Raw genomic sequence first — 16,091 nt, forward strand, 5'->3', positions numbered from 1 at the left:
CCGCTCGTTCCATCAGGCGACGATGATCGCCATGGCCTCGCGGCGACGCAGGGCGATCGTGACGTTCTCGACCCTGACCGCGATCGGGTCACGTCCAACGATCCCCTCGTGCAGCACCTCGACCCGGGCGCCCTCGACGAAACCAAGTTCGATCAACCGGCTCTCAAGTTCGTGGCCGGCGAGCGCGGACATCGCCTCCGCTACGGCCAGATGCTGGATCACGCCCGAATATCCCCGCTTGGCCAATCCCAACGGCTGAGATGTTCGGATATCGGTTTGCTCGCTCATTGCTCGTGTTTTCCAGCCGGGGGCGAAAGGGTCAAGCGCTACGACCAACACGAAGCTGGGATTTAGAACGATTACAAGCTGAAGGACCGGGCACTATCCCAATCGCTGATCCCGCGCGTCCTGCGTGCCCTCGCTCGCTGCCTTGACGGCGGCCTTCGCCGCGCCCTTGCGGCTGGAAATCTCGACCGCCTTGCGGCCGGAGATCTCGTGGCCGGCATCGTCGGGCATCTGCCAGAAGAACCAGGCCGACGCCGCGGAGACGAGCGAGACCACCAGGAAGGCGGGCGCGAACACGGTCGCGCTCAACTCGCTCGCACTATGCAGCCACATCGTGGTCTCCACCGAAAACGCGCCGACCGCGACGCCGGCGGAGATCGCAAGCTGCTGGTTGACGCTGACCAGCGTGGTAGCCCGGCTCATCTGCGCCGGCTCGACCTCGGCATAGGCGACCGTGTTGATCGCGGTGAACTGCAGCGAGCGGAAGAAGCCGCCGATCACCAGGATGATCATGATGAGGAGCAGCGGGGTCGCCGCCGTGAACAGCGCGCAGGCGGCCAGGAAGAGCGCGCTCACCACCGCATTGACCGTCATCAGGTTGCGGAAGCCGAAACTGCGGATGATGCGGGCGGCGAGCGTCTTCATGCCCATGGCGCCGACGGCGGAGGCGAAGGTGACGAGACCCGACTGGAACGGCGACAGCCCGAAACCAACCTGCATCAACAGCGGCAGCAGGAACGGCAAGGCGCCGACACCGAGGCGGAACATGAATCCGCCGATGATGCTGGCGCGCAGCGTCGCCAAATTCAGCAGGGAGAAATCCAGCACCGGCGATCCCGTCCGCCTGGCGTGTATGACGTAAAGCGTCATCGAGATCGAGCCGACGGCGATCAGCGCGGCGACGACGGCCCACGGCAAAAGGTTGAGGCCTGCGACCGAAAGGCCGAAGGCTATACCGGCAAGGCCGATGCCGGCGAGCACTATGCCATAGAGATCGAACGGCTCCGGGTCCTCGCTCTTGATCGGATCGATGTATTTCAGCGCCATGAAGATGCCGAGGATCCCGATCGGAATGTTGATCAAGAAGATCCAATGCCAGGAGAAATAAGTGGTGATGAAGCCGCCAAGCGGCGGCCCGATTACGGGGCCGATCAGCGCCGGCACCGTCACCCACGCCATGGCGTTGACCAGTGCGCTCTTGTCGACCGAGCGCAACAGCACCAGCCGGCCGACCGGCGTCATCATCGCCCCGCCGAGGCCCTGCAGGATGCGCGCGAACACGAAATCGGTGACCGAGGACGACAGCGCGCAGCCGATCGATCCCAGCATGAACACGCCAACCGCCCCCGCAAACACCAGCCGAGCGCCGAACCGGTCGGCGGTCCAGCCGCTCGCTGGAATGAAGACCGCAAGCGAGAGCAGGTAGGACGTGATCGCGAGCTTCAGCGTCAGCGGACTGGTGCCGATATCGGCCGCGATCGCCGGCAGCGAGGTCGCGATAACCGTCGAATCCATGTTCTCCATGAACAGCGCGGTGGCGACGATCAGCGGGATCAGGCGTTGCTTGTCCATGGAGTCGGGAGGCTTGAGTAGCGGAAGGCGAGGCGGGCTGTATCACCCCGCCCTCATACTGGCTATTGCGGAACCCGCCCGACCACCTAAATCTTGCGTAATGCTGGGATTCTGGCGTTCCTGGACGTGATCCGCCCCTCTCAATGGGGCTGAGATTCGATCAAGCAGGCGCTGAAAAAGCCTGTGCATGGCTGGCAAACACTTTGATTCGTCATGTCGCCATGCTATCGACCAGCGTCAACCCTACCGATGGGCTCCGATTCGACGGCGCTGCAGCAGGCAGCGCCGGGAGGCGGCGCACATCCTTTTATGTTTATCGCGGCGGATCGCCGCCGAAAGGAGTTGGCAATGGCGACGGTACAGGCATCCCCCGCGATCCGCGAGGCCTACACGTTTGACGACGTGCTGCTGAAGCCGAGCCTCTCGGACGTGCTTCCCTCCGAAGTCGACATCCGCTCTTACGTCACCCGCGTCATCCCGCTCAACATCCCGATCATCGCCTCGGCGATGGACACCGTCACCGAGGCGCGCATGGCGATCGCGATGGCGCAGTCCGGCGGCATCGGCGTCATTCACCGCAATTTCGATCCCGAGGGCCAGGCGGCGCAGGTGCGGCAGGTGAAGAAGTTCGAATCCGGCATGGTGGTCAATCCGCTCACCATCGAGCCCGACGCGACGCTTGCCGACGCGCTGACGCTGATGAAGGACCACGGCATATCAGGCATTCCCGTGGTCACCGGCGGGGCGAAGAATGTCCCGGGCAAGCTGGTCGGCATCCTGACCAACCGTGACGTACGCTTTGCCACCGATCCCAGGCAGAAGGTCTCGGAGTTGATGACGCACGAAAACCTCGTGACGGTGCGCGAGGGCGTTGGCCAGGACGAAGCCAAGCGGATGCTGCACAAGCATCGCATCGAGAAGCTGCTCGTCGTCGACGATCAATATCGCTGCGTCGGCCTCGTCACCGTGAAGGACATCGAAAAGGCGGTGGCGCATCCGCTGGCCTCAAAGGACGCGCAGGGCCGCCTGCGCGTCGCGGCGGCGACCACGGTCGGCGAGGGCGGCTTCGAGCGCACCGAGCGACTGATTGACGCCGGCATCGACCTCATTGTCGTCGACACCGCGCACGGCCATTCCTCGCGCGTGCTGGAAGCCGTCAACCGCATCAAGCGGCTCTCCAACGCGGTGCAGGTGATCGCCGGCAATATCGCAACCAGAGACGGCGCGCAGGCGCTGATCGATGCCGGCGCCGACTCGATCAAGGTCGGCATCGGCCCGGGATCGATCTGCACCACCCGCATCGTCGCGGGCGTCGGCGTGCCGCAGCTCACCGCGATCATGGACGCGGTCGAGGCGGCGAAGAAGGCGAATGTGCCCGTGATCGCCGACGGCGGCATCAAATATTCCGGCGATCTCGCCAAGGCGCTCGCCGCCGGCGCCGACATCGCGATGGTCGGCTCGCTGCTCGCCGGCACCGACGAGACGCCGGGCGAAGTCTTCCTGTGGCAGGGCCGCTCCTACAAGGCCTATCGCGGCATGGGCTCGGTCGGCGCGATGGCCCGCGGCTCGGCCGACCGCTATTTCCAGCAGGACATCAAGGATACGCTCAAGCTCGTCCCCGAAGGCATCGAGGGACAGGTGCCCTACAAAGGGCCCGTCGCCAATGTGATGCATCAGCTCGCCGGCGGCCTGCGCGCGGCGATGGGCTATGTCGGCGCCAGGAACATCGCCGAATTCCACGACAAGGCGGAGTTCATCCGCATCACCGGTGCGGGCTTGCGCGAGAGCCATGTCCACGACGTCACCATCACCCGCGAATCCCCGAACTATCCGGGCGGGGCGTAAGCTCTCTCCTTCGTCAGCGCCGTCATTGCAAGGAGCTCTAGCGACGAAGCAATCCATTCCTCCGCTTGCGGAGCTGTGGATTGCTTCGCTACGCTCGCAATGACTAACTGAACATTAGGAGGAAACATTATGCCCCAAGGCAAGAACTTAGAAGGCAAGCGCATCGTTCTCGCCTCGCGTCCCGTTGGCGAGCCCAAACCATCCGACTTCCGCCTCGAGGAATATGCCGTGCCGGAGCCGGGTGCGGACCAGGTTCTGCTCCGCACGATCTGGCTGTCGCTCGATCCTTATATGCGCGGGCGCATGAGCGATGGTCCGTCCTATGCGCAGCCGGTGCCGGTCGGCGGCGTGATGGAAGCCGGCACGGTGAGCGAGGTGATCGAGTCGAATAATTCCGGCTTTGCCAAGGGCGATATCGTGCTGTCGCGCGCCGGCTGGCAGACGCATGCGCTTTCCGACGGCAAGGGCCTGTCGAAGATAGATCCTAAGCTCGCGCCGATCTCGACTGCGATTGGCGTGCTCGGCATGCCCGGCATGACTGCCTACACGGGGCTGCTCGATATCGGCAAGCCGCAACCCGGCGAGACCGTGGTTGTGGCTGCTGCGTCTGGCGCAGTCGGTTCCGCGGTGGGGCAGATCGCAAGGATCAAGGGCGCCCGCGCGGTCGGGATCGCCGGCGGCAAGGACAAATGCGACTTCGTGAAGAACGAACTCGGCTTCGACGATTGCCTCGATCATCGCGACCCCGACCTCGCGAGCAAGTTGAAGGCGGCCTGTCCGAAGGGCATCGATGTCTACTTCGAGAATGTCGGCGGCGCCGTGTTCGACGCGGTGTTCCCGCTGTTGAATCCGTTCGCGCGCGTGCCGGTCTGCGGACTGATCGCCCACTACAACGATACCGATAGCAAGCCACCGAAATGGGCCGGCGCAATGATGCGCGCAATTTTAACAAAGCGCCTGACGTTCCGCGGCTTCATCGTCAGCGATTTCGCCGCCCGCCATGGCGATTTCCTGCGCGACATGTCGCAGTGGGTGCGCGAGGGCAAGGTCAAGTACAAGGAGTTCGTCACCGAGGGTCTCGAGAGCGCACCCGAAGCCTTCATGGGCCTTTTGAAGGGCGCCAATTTCGGCAAGCAGCTCGTGCGCGTCGGGCCGGACAAGGCGTGAACCTTCACGGCTCAGCGAGCGTGGATCGCCGCGCGCGACCTCGCGTGTCGTTGAATGGAAATCAGGAACGCGCTGCTGCACGCGACCGTTGGTGAGCGAGCATGGTCCACGCGAGGATCATGTTTCAACCAGCAAGCCAAGATGCCGGGAAGCCGAACGTCATCGGTTCCTGGTATCGGAATGGAGAAGCTGATGAGAAGACTGGCAATCCTATCGGCAGCACTGATCGCGGCAGCGACATTGGCAAACCCGGCCGCCGCCCGCGAGCGCTACGTGCAGCGACAGATGGTGGACCCCGACTTGGCCACCACGGCCACCCCATATTATCCCAGTGGGCCAGCCTACTATCCGGGGCCGCGCGTTGGTGCATTCGCCACCGCACCTTGGGATAATTCCCCGCCACCGGCCTACTACGGGTCGCCTTACGCGGCGCCGTACTACGGCGACTGACGGCTCAAATACTTGAAAGCAACACCAGTCCGCCGCGCCGGCGCGGCGGACTTTTTTGTGCCGGCAGCTGCCACGTCGCGGGCCGCGGGCAGGGGCTGCCGTATCCGAAACATCACACCGTTAACCAAATGCTTCCTGCGAGCCCCGCGTTCGCTTGACTGTGCATGCAACACATTGAATCAATACGTTATTTTCAGGTGTAGTCATGTTTGAAATCAGTATTTTCTGTGTCGTTTTGCTGGCGGCCGGCTATGGGGTGACCATGTGGGTCATCGGCCGTCGCGCCGATGTTTTGCACGGCAAGTTCGTCGAGGCTGAACCCGAGCCGGAACCGTTCGGAATAGGGCCGCTGGAGCCGCCGGCGCCACGCGCCAACGCGGAATCCCTGCGGGCGCTGCTGACGGTGATCCAGCAGGAACTGAAGGACACGGCGAAAATTTAGCTAGCCCGCCGCCATCTCTGCGAGCAGCGCGTCGAGGCTGATATCGACTTGGCCTTTTGCCCTGACGTGGCGGACCTCGAAACTGTCGGGCCGGAAGCGGTATTCGACAATCCCGGTTTCCTTGATCCCGATCAGGTCCTGCTTGTCATCCGGAATGATGAAGCCGGCCGACGGCGCCCAGACGTGGCGGACGCGCCCAAAGGTGAAGTCGTGCCGCTGATGCACATGGCCGCTGCCGACCAGGCGCCAGTCGACCGCGCCGAACATCTCGATCAAGCGGGCGCGCGCTGGCTGCGGGACATAGCGGATCGCGGTTTCCGCAAGCTCGGCATCGTCAGGCAGATTCAGGAACAGCGGCTTGTGCAAGAACAGCGCCACCGGCTTGCCTGCGACATTGCCAAGCTGTGAAGCGAGCCAGTCGAACTGCTCGGATTCGCTGGAAAGCCCGGTATTCATGATCAGTGAATTGAGCCCGATGAAGCACCAGCCGGCCGCCTCGAAGCGCCAGCGATCCTCGCCGATGATGGCGCGGAAGGCATCGCAATGCTCCTCTGTGGCCGGCTGCGTTGGCGGCGTGCCGACCGCGGTCGGATTGTCGCCGATATCGTGATTGCCGGGCAGGTAACGGCACTCGACCGGCAGCGCCGCATGCAGTGATTTCGCGAATTCGAGATCGCCGCGGCTGGTCGGCCCATCGAACGCAACGTCCCCGCTGTTGAGCACGAGGTCGGGCCGCGTCGCGTCGATATGTTCGGCGATCGCCTCAAAATTGGCTGTTAGCGTCGGCCGGCGGCGGGCGAGGTGGGTATCGGAAATCTGGGTCAGGCGAAATTCGGACATGCAACCTTCCTTTTGGAACGATGTTAGATCGGGCCGAAGTCGGAATGATGACGGTGTCAGTTGTCAGTAGCGGAAGCGTTCGCCATCAGCTATCGCTTGCGTTTTAAACGGGGTATGAATCCCATGTCGGTTCAAATGGTTCTGCTGCCGGTCTTCGTGCTGGTCGGGCTCACCTTCGCGCTTTTGTTCGGTATGATGCGAACGCGGCGCGGCGCGCTGGTCAGCGGCGCAACCAGGATCCGCGACACAGCGCTCGGCGCGCCGAACCGAGCGACGCAGTTTGCCGATTGCTACCGCGACCAGTTCGAACTACCGATCTTGTTCTATCTCTTGATCGCACTTGCGCTGCCGCTGCGCCGTGCCGATCTTGTCATCGTGCTGTTGTCCTGGGTGTTCGTGGTGACGCGCTTTGCCCATGCCGGCATCTTCGTCACTTCGAGCGATTCCGCACCCCGTTCGACAGCCTGGCTCGCAAGCGCGCTGGTGCTGTTTGCGATGTGGCTCTACTTCGCCCTGAAACTCCTGCTCCTGATCTGAAAGTTCTTGATGACCCCCGCCGCGCGCCTCTCCGCCGCAATCGAACTGATCGAGACCATCGACGCGCAGCGCGTGCCGGCGGCGAAAGCCTTGAAGGAGTGGGGCACCGCGCATCGCTATGCCGGCTCCGGCGATCGCGCGGCGATCAGCGGCCTGGTGTGGGACGTGCTGCGCCGGCAGTCCTCCAGCGCCTGGCTGATGGATGACGACAGCGCCCGCGCCCGCGTGCTCGGCATGCTCCACATCGAGCGCGGCATGGACCTCGATGCGATCTCAGCACTCTGCGACGGCGGCCGCTTCGCCCCAGTGCCGCTCACGGATAGCGAGCGCACCGCGCTCGCCTCGCGCTCGCTGCAGGGTGCGCCGGCGCACATCGCAGGCGATTATCCGGAATGGCTCGATCCGTATCTCGCAAAAGTGTTCGGCGACGATCGCGCGGCGGAAGCCGCCGCAATGGCGAGCCGCGCGCCGCTCGACCTGCGCGTCAACACGCTGAAGACGAGCCGCGACAAGATGCTGCCGCGGCTGAAGCATCTCGGCGCCAGGGAGACGCCGTGGTCGCCGCTGGGTCTGCGCATCGAACTCGGCGCCGACGCCCGCAATGTCGGCGTTCATGCCGAGGAGGATTTCATCAAGGGCGGCATCGAGGTGCAGGACGAGGGCTCGCAGCTCGCCGCGCTGTTCTCTGCCGCAAAGCCCGGCGAGCAGGTGATCGATCTCTGCGCCGGCGCCGGCGGCAAGACGCTGGCGCTCGCCGCGATGATGCAGGGCAAGGGGCGGCTGATCGCGACCGACCGCGACAAGCGCCAGCTCGCGCCGATCCATGAACGCCTGTCGCGCGCCGGCGTGCACAATTGCGAGGTCCGCACGCCGAAGGGCGACAGCGATCCGCTGTCGGATATCAAGGCGTCCTTCGATCTCGTCGTGATCGACGCGCCCTGCACCGGCACCGGCACCTGGCGCCGCAACCCGGACGCCAAATGGCGGATGCGGCCGGGGGCGCTGGAGGTGCGGCTGAAGGACCAGGCCGAGGTGCTGGACCGCGCGGCACCACTGGTGAAGCCGGGCGGCCGGATCGCCTACATCACCTGCTCGGTGCTGCCGGCCGAGAACGGCGAGCAGGTCGCCGCTTTCGTGGCCCGCCACGGCGAGTTCTCGGTTGTCCCGGCGGAACAGACCGCAGCCGTCCTCGGGGACAAGGCGGAAGCCTTCGCCGCCGCGGCGCTGCCATCGCCCGAGGGCTGGCTGATGACACCCCGCCGCACCGGAACCGACGGGTTCTTCGTCTCGATCTTGAAACGAGCGTGAGCGGTTAAATATCGAGTTCGGCCCAGATCGCCGCATGATCGGACGCCGCTTCGACTTCCCGGGTGATCTCCGGAAAATGCTCGAACAACGTGCCATTCCTGCCGCCCCAGACGCCCATGCGGAAGATGCCGCCCGCCGTTGCCTTCGCAAACAGGTCCGGCGACAGCAGGATGTAATCGATCTTGTTTGATGCCGTGCCGTTCTTGAATGTACCGGGGCGTCCGCCATCGTCGAATCCCGCCAACTCGCTGATGTCCTTCAGGCCGGTTTGATTGAACAGCGGCGCAAGCGGATCGCTGTCAGGAGTATCGTTGAAGTCGCCCACGATCGCAATGAATTCATGCTCTCTGCGGAGCTGCCGATAGATCGTTGCCGTGCGCTCGGCCTGGCGTTTGCGCTTGGCGTCCGAGGTCGCCTGCGAGCCGAAACCCTTGCTCTTGAAGTGATTGGCGAGAACGATCAACTTGTTTCCGTCCGCCGTCTCTATTTCGAACTGCGCGCAATCGCGGCTGAAGATCAGGCCATCGTCATCCTCGTCATCGACGTGGCTGGCGATCGAGACGATATTGAATTTCTTCTTCGTCATCAGGCCGACGTCGATGCCCCGATCGTCATTGCCGTCGATCAGCATGATATGATCGTAAGGCGTGCCGCCGACGGCCGGCATCACATCCTTGCAGAAACGGACGAGGGCGGGGCGGTTCTCCGCTTCCACGACCCCGAGCACATCCGCATCGATCGCCTGGATGACTCGCGCGGTATTGCGGGTTGCGTTTTCATTGACCTGCTCGAGCGTGAGATCGACCCACCCGATCCAGTCGTCGCGCCCGTTCGCCACGACCTCGACCGGCCCGCTGCGCGGCCGCTTGACGAGATGGCCGCGGTTCTGGCGCAGGATCGCGTATTTGCTTTCGTCGGCTTTCTTCAAGCCGAGCGTATCGAGAATTTCGACGATCCGCTTTTTATCCGTCGGCGTGTACTTGTCCTTGCCGAGGATGGCGTTGATGTCGGCTTGCGCCTTCAGGACCTCTCTGCCTTCAGCCGAGAATCCGGAACCATTAAGCGCACGCGCGCGCATGAAGAGGTTTTCAACATTGAAGGATGCGAGTTTCATGAGTACCCTTGGCCCTGGAAATCGGCATACAATTTGTAGTAGATAATAGGAAGATATTCTACGCGTGGATGATCGCAGGATACAGCGGTCGTCGGCCTCGAGACGCGCGCGAGCGCGTCCTTCAGACTGACTTCCTAGAGCCGAATCGTGAAATGCGGACTACAGCGGGGCAATTCATCGCCACGTTCGTTGCGGCGGAGGTCACGCTCGTGGGTAAATTAGGTCAATATTACTGACGTAACTGGATCTGTCCATGCCTGCAAAAGAATGTGCGCCATTGGTTCGCCGCCGTTGCGAGCCAGCCCCCCGTCGCGTATCTGCTGGCCATGACAGCCGCCAAGCCCGACCGCGAGTCGTCGACGCCCTCCGTGGCCTCGGCGCATGACAAGATTCTGATTGTCGATTTCGGCAGTCAGGTGACGCAACTGATCGCCCGCCGCGTCCGCGAGGAGGGCGTCTATTCCGAGATCGTGCCGTTCCAGAAGGCAGATGCCGCCTTCCACGAGATGAAGCCGAAGGCAGTGATCCTCTCCGGCGGCCCGGAATCGGTGCATGAGGAGGGCTCGCCGCGCGCGCCGCAGGCGATCTTCGAGTCCGGCGTCCCCGTGCTCGGCATCTGCTACGGCCAGATGACCATGGCCGCCCAGCTCGGCGGCGAGGTCGAGGGCGGCCACCATCGCGAGTTCGGCCGCGCCGATCTGGAAGTAAAGACCGCGAGCAAATTGTTCGACGACACCTGGTCGATGGGCGAGCGCCACCAGGTCTGGATGAGCCATGGCGATCGGATCACGAAGATGCCGCCGGGCTTCACGGTGGCTGGCGTCTCGGCCAACGCGCCCTTCGCCGTGATCCAGGACGAGAAGCGGAAGTATTACGGGCTGATGTTCCACCCCGAGGTGGTGCACACGCCCGACGGCGCAAAACTCCTGCGCAACTTCGTCCGCAAGGTTGCTGGCCTCACCGGCGACTGGACCATGCGCGCCTTCCGCGATGAGGCGATCGAGAAGATCCGCACCCAGGTCGGCAAGGGCAGGGTGATCTGCGGCCTGTCCGGCGGCGTCGATTCAGCGGTCGCGGCGGTGCTGATCCATGAAGCGATCGGCGACCAGCTCACCTGCGTCTTCGTCGACCACGGCCTCCTGCGCCTCAACGAGGCCGAAACCGTCGTCGACCTGTTCCGTCATCACTACAATATCCCGCTCGTTCACGTTGATGCGTCGAAGCAATTCCTTGGCGAGCTCAACGGCGTCACCGACCCCGAGCAGAAGCGCAAGACCATCGGCCGCCTCTTCATCGACGTGTTCGAGCAGGAAGCCAAGACAATCGGCGGCGCCGAATTTTTGGCGCAGGGCACGCTCTATCCCGACGTGATCGAAAGCGTCTCCTTCACCGGCGGCCCGTCGGTGACGATCAAGTCGCACCACAATGTCGGCGGCCTGCCGGAACGTATGAACATGAAGCTGGTGGAGCCCTTGCGCGAACTGTTCAAGGATGAAGTCCGCGTGCTCGGCCGCGAACTGGGCCTGCCCGAAGCCTTCGTCGGCCGCCACCCATTCCCGGGCCCCGGCCTCGCCATCCGCTGCCCCGGCGACATCACGAAAGAAAAGCTCGACATCCTCCGTCAGGCCGACGCCATCTACATCGACCAAATCCGTAAGGCCGACCTGTACGATGCAATCTGGCAGGCGTTCGCGGTGCTGCTGCCGGTGAAGACGGTAGGCGTGATGGGCGACGGCCGGACGTATGAATACGTCGTGGGCCTGCGCGCAGTGACATCGACTGACGGCATGACGGCGGACTTCTATCAGTTCGACATGAGCTTCCTGGGGGCGACCGCGACGCGGATCATCAACGAGGTGAAGGGCGTGAACCGCGTGGTGTACGACGTGACAAGCAAGCCGCCGGGGACGATTGAGTGGGAGTAGGGAGTTGTTGCTCCGCCAGTTTCACTGGGCTGTGACAAGAATCGAAAAATGGCTGCTCTAGACTTTAAGGAAATTCCGGAAGCTCACCTTGGTGGTGGTCTGCAAGATACCTTTGAACTGTTTGCCCGGGACTTCTTGACGTTGCTTGGCTACGAGATTCTCGAAGGTCCTAGCCGAGGAGCCGACGGCGGAAAAGACCTCATTGCGGTTGAAAGGCGTCGAGGCGTTGGCGGCGAAACTGTTGTTCGCTGGCTCGTAAGCTGTAAGCACAAGGCGCATTCCGGAGCTTCGGTGAATCCAGCAGATGAGTCGAACATTAGAGATCGCGTTGAGGCAAATGGGTGCAACGGATTTGTAGGTTTTTACTCAACTCTTCCTAGCTCGGGCCTTTCGGATGCTATCGCGGGCCTTTCGACGAAGGTAGAAACGCAAATCTTCGATCGCGAACGCATTGAATCGTATCTCTTGAAAGGGGCCGAAGGTCTTCACGTCGCAAAGAGATACTTTCCAAAGTCGATGACCGCCTGGATGGGCGAAAATCCCAAGCCCGCGAAAATTTTTAGCACACACCCGTGTTTGACCTGCCATCATTGCGGGAAGGACCTGCTGAATCCAGTACCAGCAGGCATTATCGTTATTTGGCAGCGTCGCGACATTGACGGAAAGAAGCATGTCGATACAGTCTATTGGTGCTGTAAAGGCAATTGCGATCGGAGGCTCGGCGAATCTCAGCGTGGAAAAGGCCTGATAGACGGCTGGGAAGATATCCCTGATGTCGCCATTCCACTCGTTTTCGCGAAATGGGTCATGGTAACTCTTAATGAGTTCCAGGCAGGGGACACATACTCCCCGCTTGCGTTCGATCGGCTCAAGGAATTCATACTCAGCATCTATCCATATGTCGCTAGGCACCCAACCGAATCCGAGATCGAACGCATGGAGGGACTAATGCGAATTCCTGCTGCGCTGGGAGGCCTCGGCTACTAGGCTCAGCCTTCCTTCAACCGGCTAGGCAGCAATAATCCACCGAGTGTTTCGCTTGACCAATGCCTGTAGAGCCCACAGGTAACGCGCAGTTTGTGTGTTGGCAGCCTAGCCTTTGAGTTCAGCAAGAGAGTTGAGAAAGTCGACAGAAAGACCGCAAGGCGATTAATCGAAGAGCTGCCAGTTTTCTCGGAACGCTTGCTCGTGGCGACTGGATCTGCCGGATTCCGGATCACAACTAAGATACATCCCTTTTGGAATGTCTATTTCAATGGCTTGGGGATTGCTATTGCCGAAGCTTTGGAGCCGAAACGTAGCGATCGAGCGCACTCCTACAGGTACATTCCAGACATAGCTTATTCGACCGCGTTTCATCTTGGCGTACTTTCCGAGAAGCCAGTGTAGGCGACTGTCGGGAACAACTGGAAACAGCCGTAGTCGTTCAAACAGATATCTCTAGCTTCTACGAGCATGTTTCGCATCATAGAATCGAAAATCTGATCGGTGACCTCTTCGGTGAGGCGTCCAACGTAGCTCTGCAAGTTGATCGCTTCCTAAGCAAGTTTGCATCCGGTCGATCTTTTGGATTGCCTGTTGGGGGGCAGTGCTCCCGCATACTTGCCGAGCTACTCATGAATTCAATCGACAGCGCTCTCACGGTTGCTGGGATTGTTTGGCGGCGATACGTTGACGATTTTGTGCTGGTGACGGCCAATCAGTCAGAAGCTTATCGCGCTCTATCAGTGCTGTCGCATGCTCTTGCGGATTATGGCTTAACCCTGAATCGAACGAAGACAACAATACTAACAGCAAAGCATTACGTGGACTACGTTAAGGCGCAACTAGGAACTTCCGACGATCAGGCAAATAAACTTGCTGAGATTGATCTTAGATTTGATCCGTATTCCGACTCGCCTGAGTCCGACTATGATGAGCTAAAAGAAATTGTTGAGGGATTGGATATCCGTGCGCTGTTGGATAGCGAGCTACGTAAAGCGCAGCCCGATACATTCTTGGTAACCCAAATTGGTAGGACCCTGAGGTTGCATGATCCTGATGCAGCCTTGCGCCTTTGTAAGACGCTGCTCTCCCCAAAGAATCTTCATGCCTTCCGTGCATCTTGGTCGACCATAATGAGAGGCGTAGCCTCAGTTTGCTCGGACGCTCGATTTGCTTCTATTCACGATGCACTAGATCAATTGCTCGACGCTATTCCGAATCATTTGCCGCACCTATTGTTGGCGGACGTGAGTTGTCTCCATTATCTGCGCGCACTCCGGTTTCGACGAACTCAAGAACGGGCGACATTTGTCCAGAGAGTCCATTCTTCCACGTCGTCGGAAGCGGTGAAACGCGGATGCCTTGACTGCTGGCGGCTCTGGAAAGATCGGACAGTCTTCACACGAGAGCGAAATAGGTGGAATTCTCTAAGCGCGGAGGAGCAGCGAATGATCTGGTTCTCAGCAGCCCAATTCGGCGACGAAGGATTCAAGTTTCGCGATCAAGTGAGAAAAAGTACAGCAAATGGATGGCGGCTAGGTTTTGAGCGCGGGGGTGATTCAACGTTTGCTTCTGTATATTGCGACTGGACAGAAACCGATCGTCATGCGCATATCAGTTAATGATCCCAGAACAATTGCCCGCGATATTCCTGGGATATTCGATGTGCTCTTCCCGCAGCTAGCTCAGGGCGTGGTCGCTAGTTTTAATCGTAGAGCGCTTTCTTTGGATGGCTGTACACCTGTTTCTCAGGACTTGGTCGACGCGAGCAAAGTCCAAAGGGCGATGCTCTTTGAAGTTGCGGTAGCCGCTGGAGAACAGTTGATTGGTGGAAATCGAGCAATTAACTGGGATTCGTGCTTGAGTACTGCCTTGGCAAGGCAGAGAGAGCACTTCGATGCTCAGTTGCCTCAAACGCTAGCCAACGCTGACAAGCAGGTTGCGCTTCAAGTAGCGGAAAACCTCGTTGCCATGCTCGCATACATACAAGCAGCAGGCGGTGGTGGTCAAAACCTTATCCATGCTCCGAGGATTCCAGGATACCAATGGGTTGCTTCCGGTGTAGGAGATTTCTCGATTGGAACGATGCTGATCGAGGTGAAGTGTACCAACAGGCGCTTTTCATCGCCTGATTACAGGCAAATTCTAATGTACTGGCTTCTCAGTTATTGTGCAGCGATTGAGGGCACCGGAGTCGAGTGGTCTGAGGGAATTCTCCTGAATCCGCGTTTAAATTTGCTGGTTCGGCTTTCGTTCAACGAGATTATCGGAGTGGTTGGAGCGGGCAGATCAAAGGTGGAGTTGATTGAATTGTTCTCTAGTTCGTTGGGAACTCGGCTTCCTCTTGCGATGGGTTGAGATTCAATTTCTCGATGCTGCCGACATTGAGTGGCTTTAGGCTGGCACCCGGAGCGCGGATCGCGCCGATGCTGGTCTGAGGACGGTCTCGCTCGTCATTGCGAGGAGCGTTAGCGACGAACCAGTCTATCGTCTCCGGGCGCTTCGCTTCGCTCGCAATGACGAAGTGAGCTCATCGAGTCCGACAAGCTGACTTCCCGGGGCAAATGACTTCGGATTTTCCGAAGCCATGTCAAGTCCCGGAATCAAAAATATTCTGCTTTCGTTCTCACCCAAATCAGTTGCATAACTGCGGCTGTCTCACGGCGGATGAGGGGAGCTTCGCGATCGTCACGAACGTGCGGTGAGATGCGGTGGACGCTGAATGCGCGCTGGACGTACGCGCAGGAAGCGTACGGCGAAGTCGTGTGGTTCTGGCGCCGCGGTGCTGGCGTTAAGCGTGCAATAAGAAGCGCAGGCGACGGAGGCAAAAGAGCCGTTCTCCGGGAAGAGCACGAAGTAAGCCGTAAAGCCACTGCGCAGGGAAGCCGGGATGCTCCCGCTGTACCTGTATGCTCGTGTGCGTCTCTTGCTATGCGCAACGGCACACGAGACCTCGGGTGCAGCAAGCACCCGGTCTTCCCTGCGCCCTCCGAACAAGAGGAGGGCAAAGAAGATGCGAAGCTCGGACGCAACGCGCCGCGAGAATGCGGGCACGCACTCTCATGCTCTTTGAAAAGTAGATCAGCTATGGTCTCGGGCGCGAACTCGGCCTGCCCGAAATCTTCGTCGGCCGCCACCCATTCCGTATCCCTCCGGCGGGGGCCGCCTTGCGTGATGTGAGGAGGCGGTGAAGACATAGGCGTATGACTAACCATACGCCTATTTCGAAGGTTTCCAGGCTCGACGTGATTTCGACGGGTGCGCGCCGCCGTTGGACATTGGCAGAGAAGCAACGGATCGTAGCGGAGAGCTATAGCGGGCAGTGGCTTGTGTCGGTGACGGCGCGGCGGCACGGGCTGTCTGCGAGCCAATTGTTCACGTGGCGCCGACTGGCCCGAGCGGGCCGACTCGTCGAGGCCGATGAGGCGACCGTTTTTGCACCGGCGATCATCGGCGGCGAATCTTCGGCGAGCGATGCGCCACCATTGCCGGCGCAGGTTATTCCTGCGCCATGCCCGGCTGCGGTGCCGGGGCGGATCGAAATCGTGCTGATGTGCGGGTCTCGCGTGATCGTCGACGACGGTGTCGATGCGACGGCACTGCGCCGGGTTCTGGACGTGCT

The 16,091-nt window shown here is 60.8% G+C and carries 14 protein-coding genes and 1 pseudogene; 11 read left to right on the top strand and 4 right to left on the bottom strand.

Annotated features, from left to right (window positions below; all coding sequences use genetic code 11):
- Positions 1-12 precede the first annotated feature (12 nt).
- Together J6497_RS33280 and J6497_RS33285 are read right to left on the bottom strand one after the other, a co-directional pair.
- On the bottom strand, positions 13-288 hold the full coding sequence (locus tag J6497_RS33280; RefSeq protein ID WP_225708440.1) for a FeoA family protein: 276 nt from the start codon (positions 286-288) through the stop codon (positions 13-15).
- A 93-nt stretch (positions 289-381) separates the two neighbouring features.
- Positions 382-1,857: a DHA2 family efflux MFS transporter permease subunit gene (locus J6497_RS33285; protein WP_225708441.1), complete on the bottom strand. Its 1,476-nt coding sequence runs from the start codon at positions 1,855-1,857 to the stop codon at positions 382-384.
- A 348-nt stretch (positions 1,858-2,205) separates the two neighbouring features.
- Between J6497_RS33285 and guaB the strand changes: the two genes are divergently transcribed.
- The 4 genes from guaB (at position 2,206) to J6497_RS33305 (ending at position 5,761) form a co-directional block, all read left to right on the top strand.
- Positions 2,206-3,702 (top strand): IMP dehydrogenase, encoded by a 1,497-nt coding sequence (gene guaB / locus J6497_RS33290; protein ID WP_225708442.1) that lies wholly within the window; start codon positions 2,206-2,208, stop codon positions 3,700-3,702.
- Positions 3,703-3,831: 129 nt separating this feature from the next.
- Positions 3,832-4,869 carry an NADPH-dependent curcumin/dihydrocurcumin reductase gene (curA, locus tag J6497_RS33295; protein WP_225708443.1) on the top strand — a complete coding sequence of 346 codons (1,038 nt, stop codon included), beginning with the start codon at positions 3,832-3,834 and terminating at the stop codon, positions 4,867-4,869.
- A gap of 192 nt (positions 4,870-5,061) precedes the next feature.
- Positions 5,062-5,319, top strand: a complete 258-nt coding sequence (locus tag J6497_RS33300) for a hypothetical protein (RefSeq protein ID WP_225708444.1) — start codon at positions 5,062-5,064, stop codon at positions 5,317-5,319.
- A 205-nt stretch (positions 5,320-5,524) separates the two neighbouring features.
- Positions 5,525-5,761, top strand: coding sequence for a hypothetical protein (locus J6497_RS33305; protein ID WP_225708445.1), 237 nt, complete (start codon positions 5,525-5,527; stop codon positions 5,759-5,761).
- Here J6497_RS33305 and J6497_RS33310 read toward each other — a convergent pair whose 3' ends face one another.
- Complete coding sequence (locus J6497_RS33310) at positions 5,762-6,601, bottom strand: metallophosphoesterase family protein (RefSeq protein ID WP_225708446.1); 840 nt, start codon at positions 6,599-6,601, stop codon at positions 5,762-5,764.
- 123 nt (positions 6,602-6,724) lie between these two features.
- Between J6497_RS33310 and J6497_RS33315 the strand changes: the two genes are divergently transcribed.
- Both J6497_RS33315 and J6497_RS33320 read left to right on the top strand, forming a co-directional pair.
- The gene (locus J6497_RS33315; RefSeq protein ID WP_225708447.1) at positions 6,725-7,138 is read left to right on the top strand and encodes an MAPEG family protein; all 414 of its coding nucleotides are present in this window, start codon (positions 6,725-6,727) and stop codon (positions 7,136-7,138) included.
- Positions 7,139-7,147: 9 nt separating this feature from the next.
- On the top strand, positions 7,148-8,446 hold the full coding sequence (locus J6497_RS33320; RefSeq protein ID WP_225708448.1) for an RsmB/NOP family class I SAM-dependent RNA methyltransferase: 1,299 nt from the start codon (positions 7,148-7,150) through the stop codon (positions 8,444-8,446).
- Positions 8,447-8,450: 4 nt separating this feature from the next.
- Here J6497_RS33320 and J6497_RS33325 read toward each other — a convergent pair whose 3' ends face one another.
- Positions 8,451-9,560 carry an endonuclease/exonuclease/phosphatase family protein gene (locus J6497_RS33325; RefSeq protein ID WP_225708449.1) on the bottom strand — a complete coding sequence of 370 codons (1,110 nt, stop codon included), beginning with the start codon at positions 9,558-9,560 and terminating at the stop codon, positions 8,451-8,453.
- 326 nt (positions 9,561-9,886) lie between these two features.
- Between J6497_RS33325 and guaA the strand changes: the two genes are divergently transcribed.
- The 5 genes and pseudogenes from guaA to tnpA form a co-directional block, all read left to right on the top strand.
- Positions 9,887-11,485, top strand: coding sequence for a glutamine-hydrolyzing GMP synthase (gene guaA, locus J6497_RS33330; protein WP_225708455.1), 1,599 nt, complete (start codon positions 9,887-9,889; stop codon positions 11,483-11,485).
- A 48-nt stretch (positions 11,486-11,533) separates the two neighbouring features.
- Positions 11,534-12,472, top strand: a complete 939-nt coding sequence (locus J6497_RS33335; RefSeq protein WP_225708450.1) for a restriction endonuclease — start codon at positions 11,534-11,536, stop codon at positions 12,470-12,472.
- A gap of 410 nt (positions 12,473-12,882) precedes the next feature.
- Positions 12,883-14,091: pseudogene (locus J6497_RS33340) on the top strand (RNA-directed DNA polymerase); the annotation flags it as partial.
- On the top strand, positions 14,075-14,827 hold the full coding sequence (locus J6497_RS33345; RefSeq protein ID WP_225708451.1) for a hypothetical protein: 753 nt from the start codon (positions 14,075-14,077) through the stop codon (positions 14,825-14,827). The pseudogene J6497_RS33340 and the gene J6497_RS33345, both read left to right, overlap by 17 nt.
- 845 nt (positions 14,828-15,672) lie before the next feature.
- On the top strand, positions 15,673-16,091 hold a 419-nt coding region (gene tnpA / locus J6497_RS33350; protein ID WP_225708452.1), incomplete at its 3' end, for an IS66-like element accessory protein TnpA.

Source organism: Bradyrhizobium cenepequi, from assembly GCF_020329485.1.
In the GTDB taxonomy this organism is placed as follows: Bacteria; Pseudomonadota; Alphaproteobacteria; order Rhizobiales; family Xanthobacteraceae; genus Bradyrhizobium; species Bradyrhizobium cenepequi.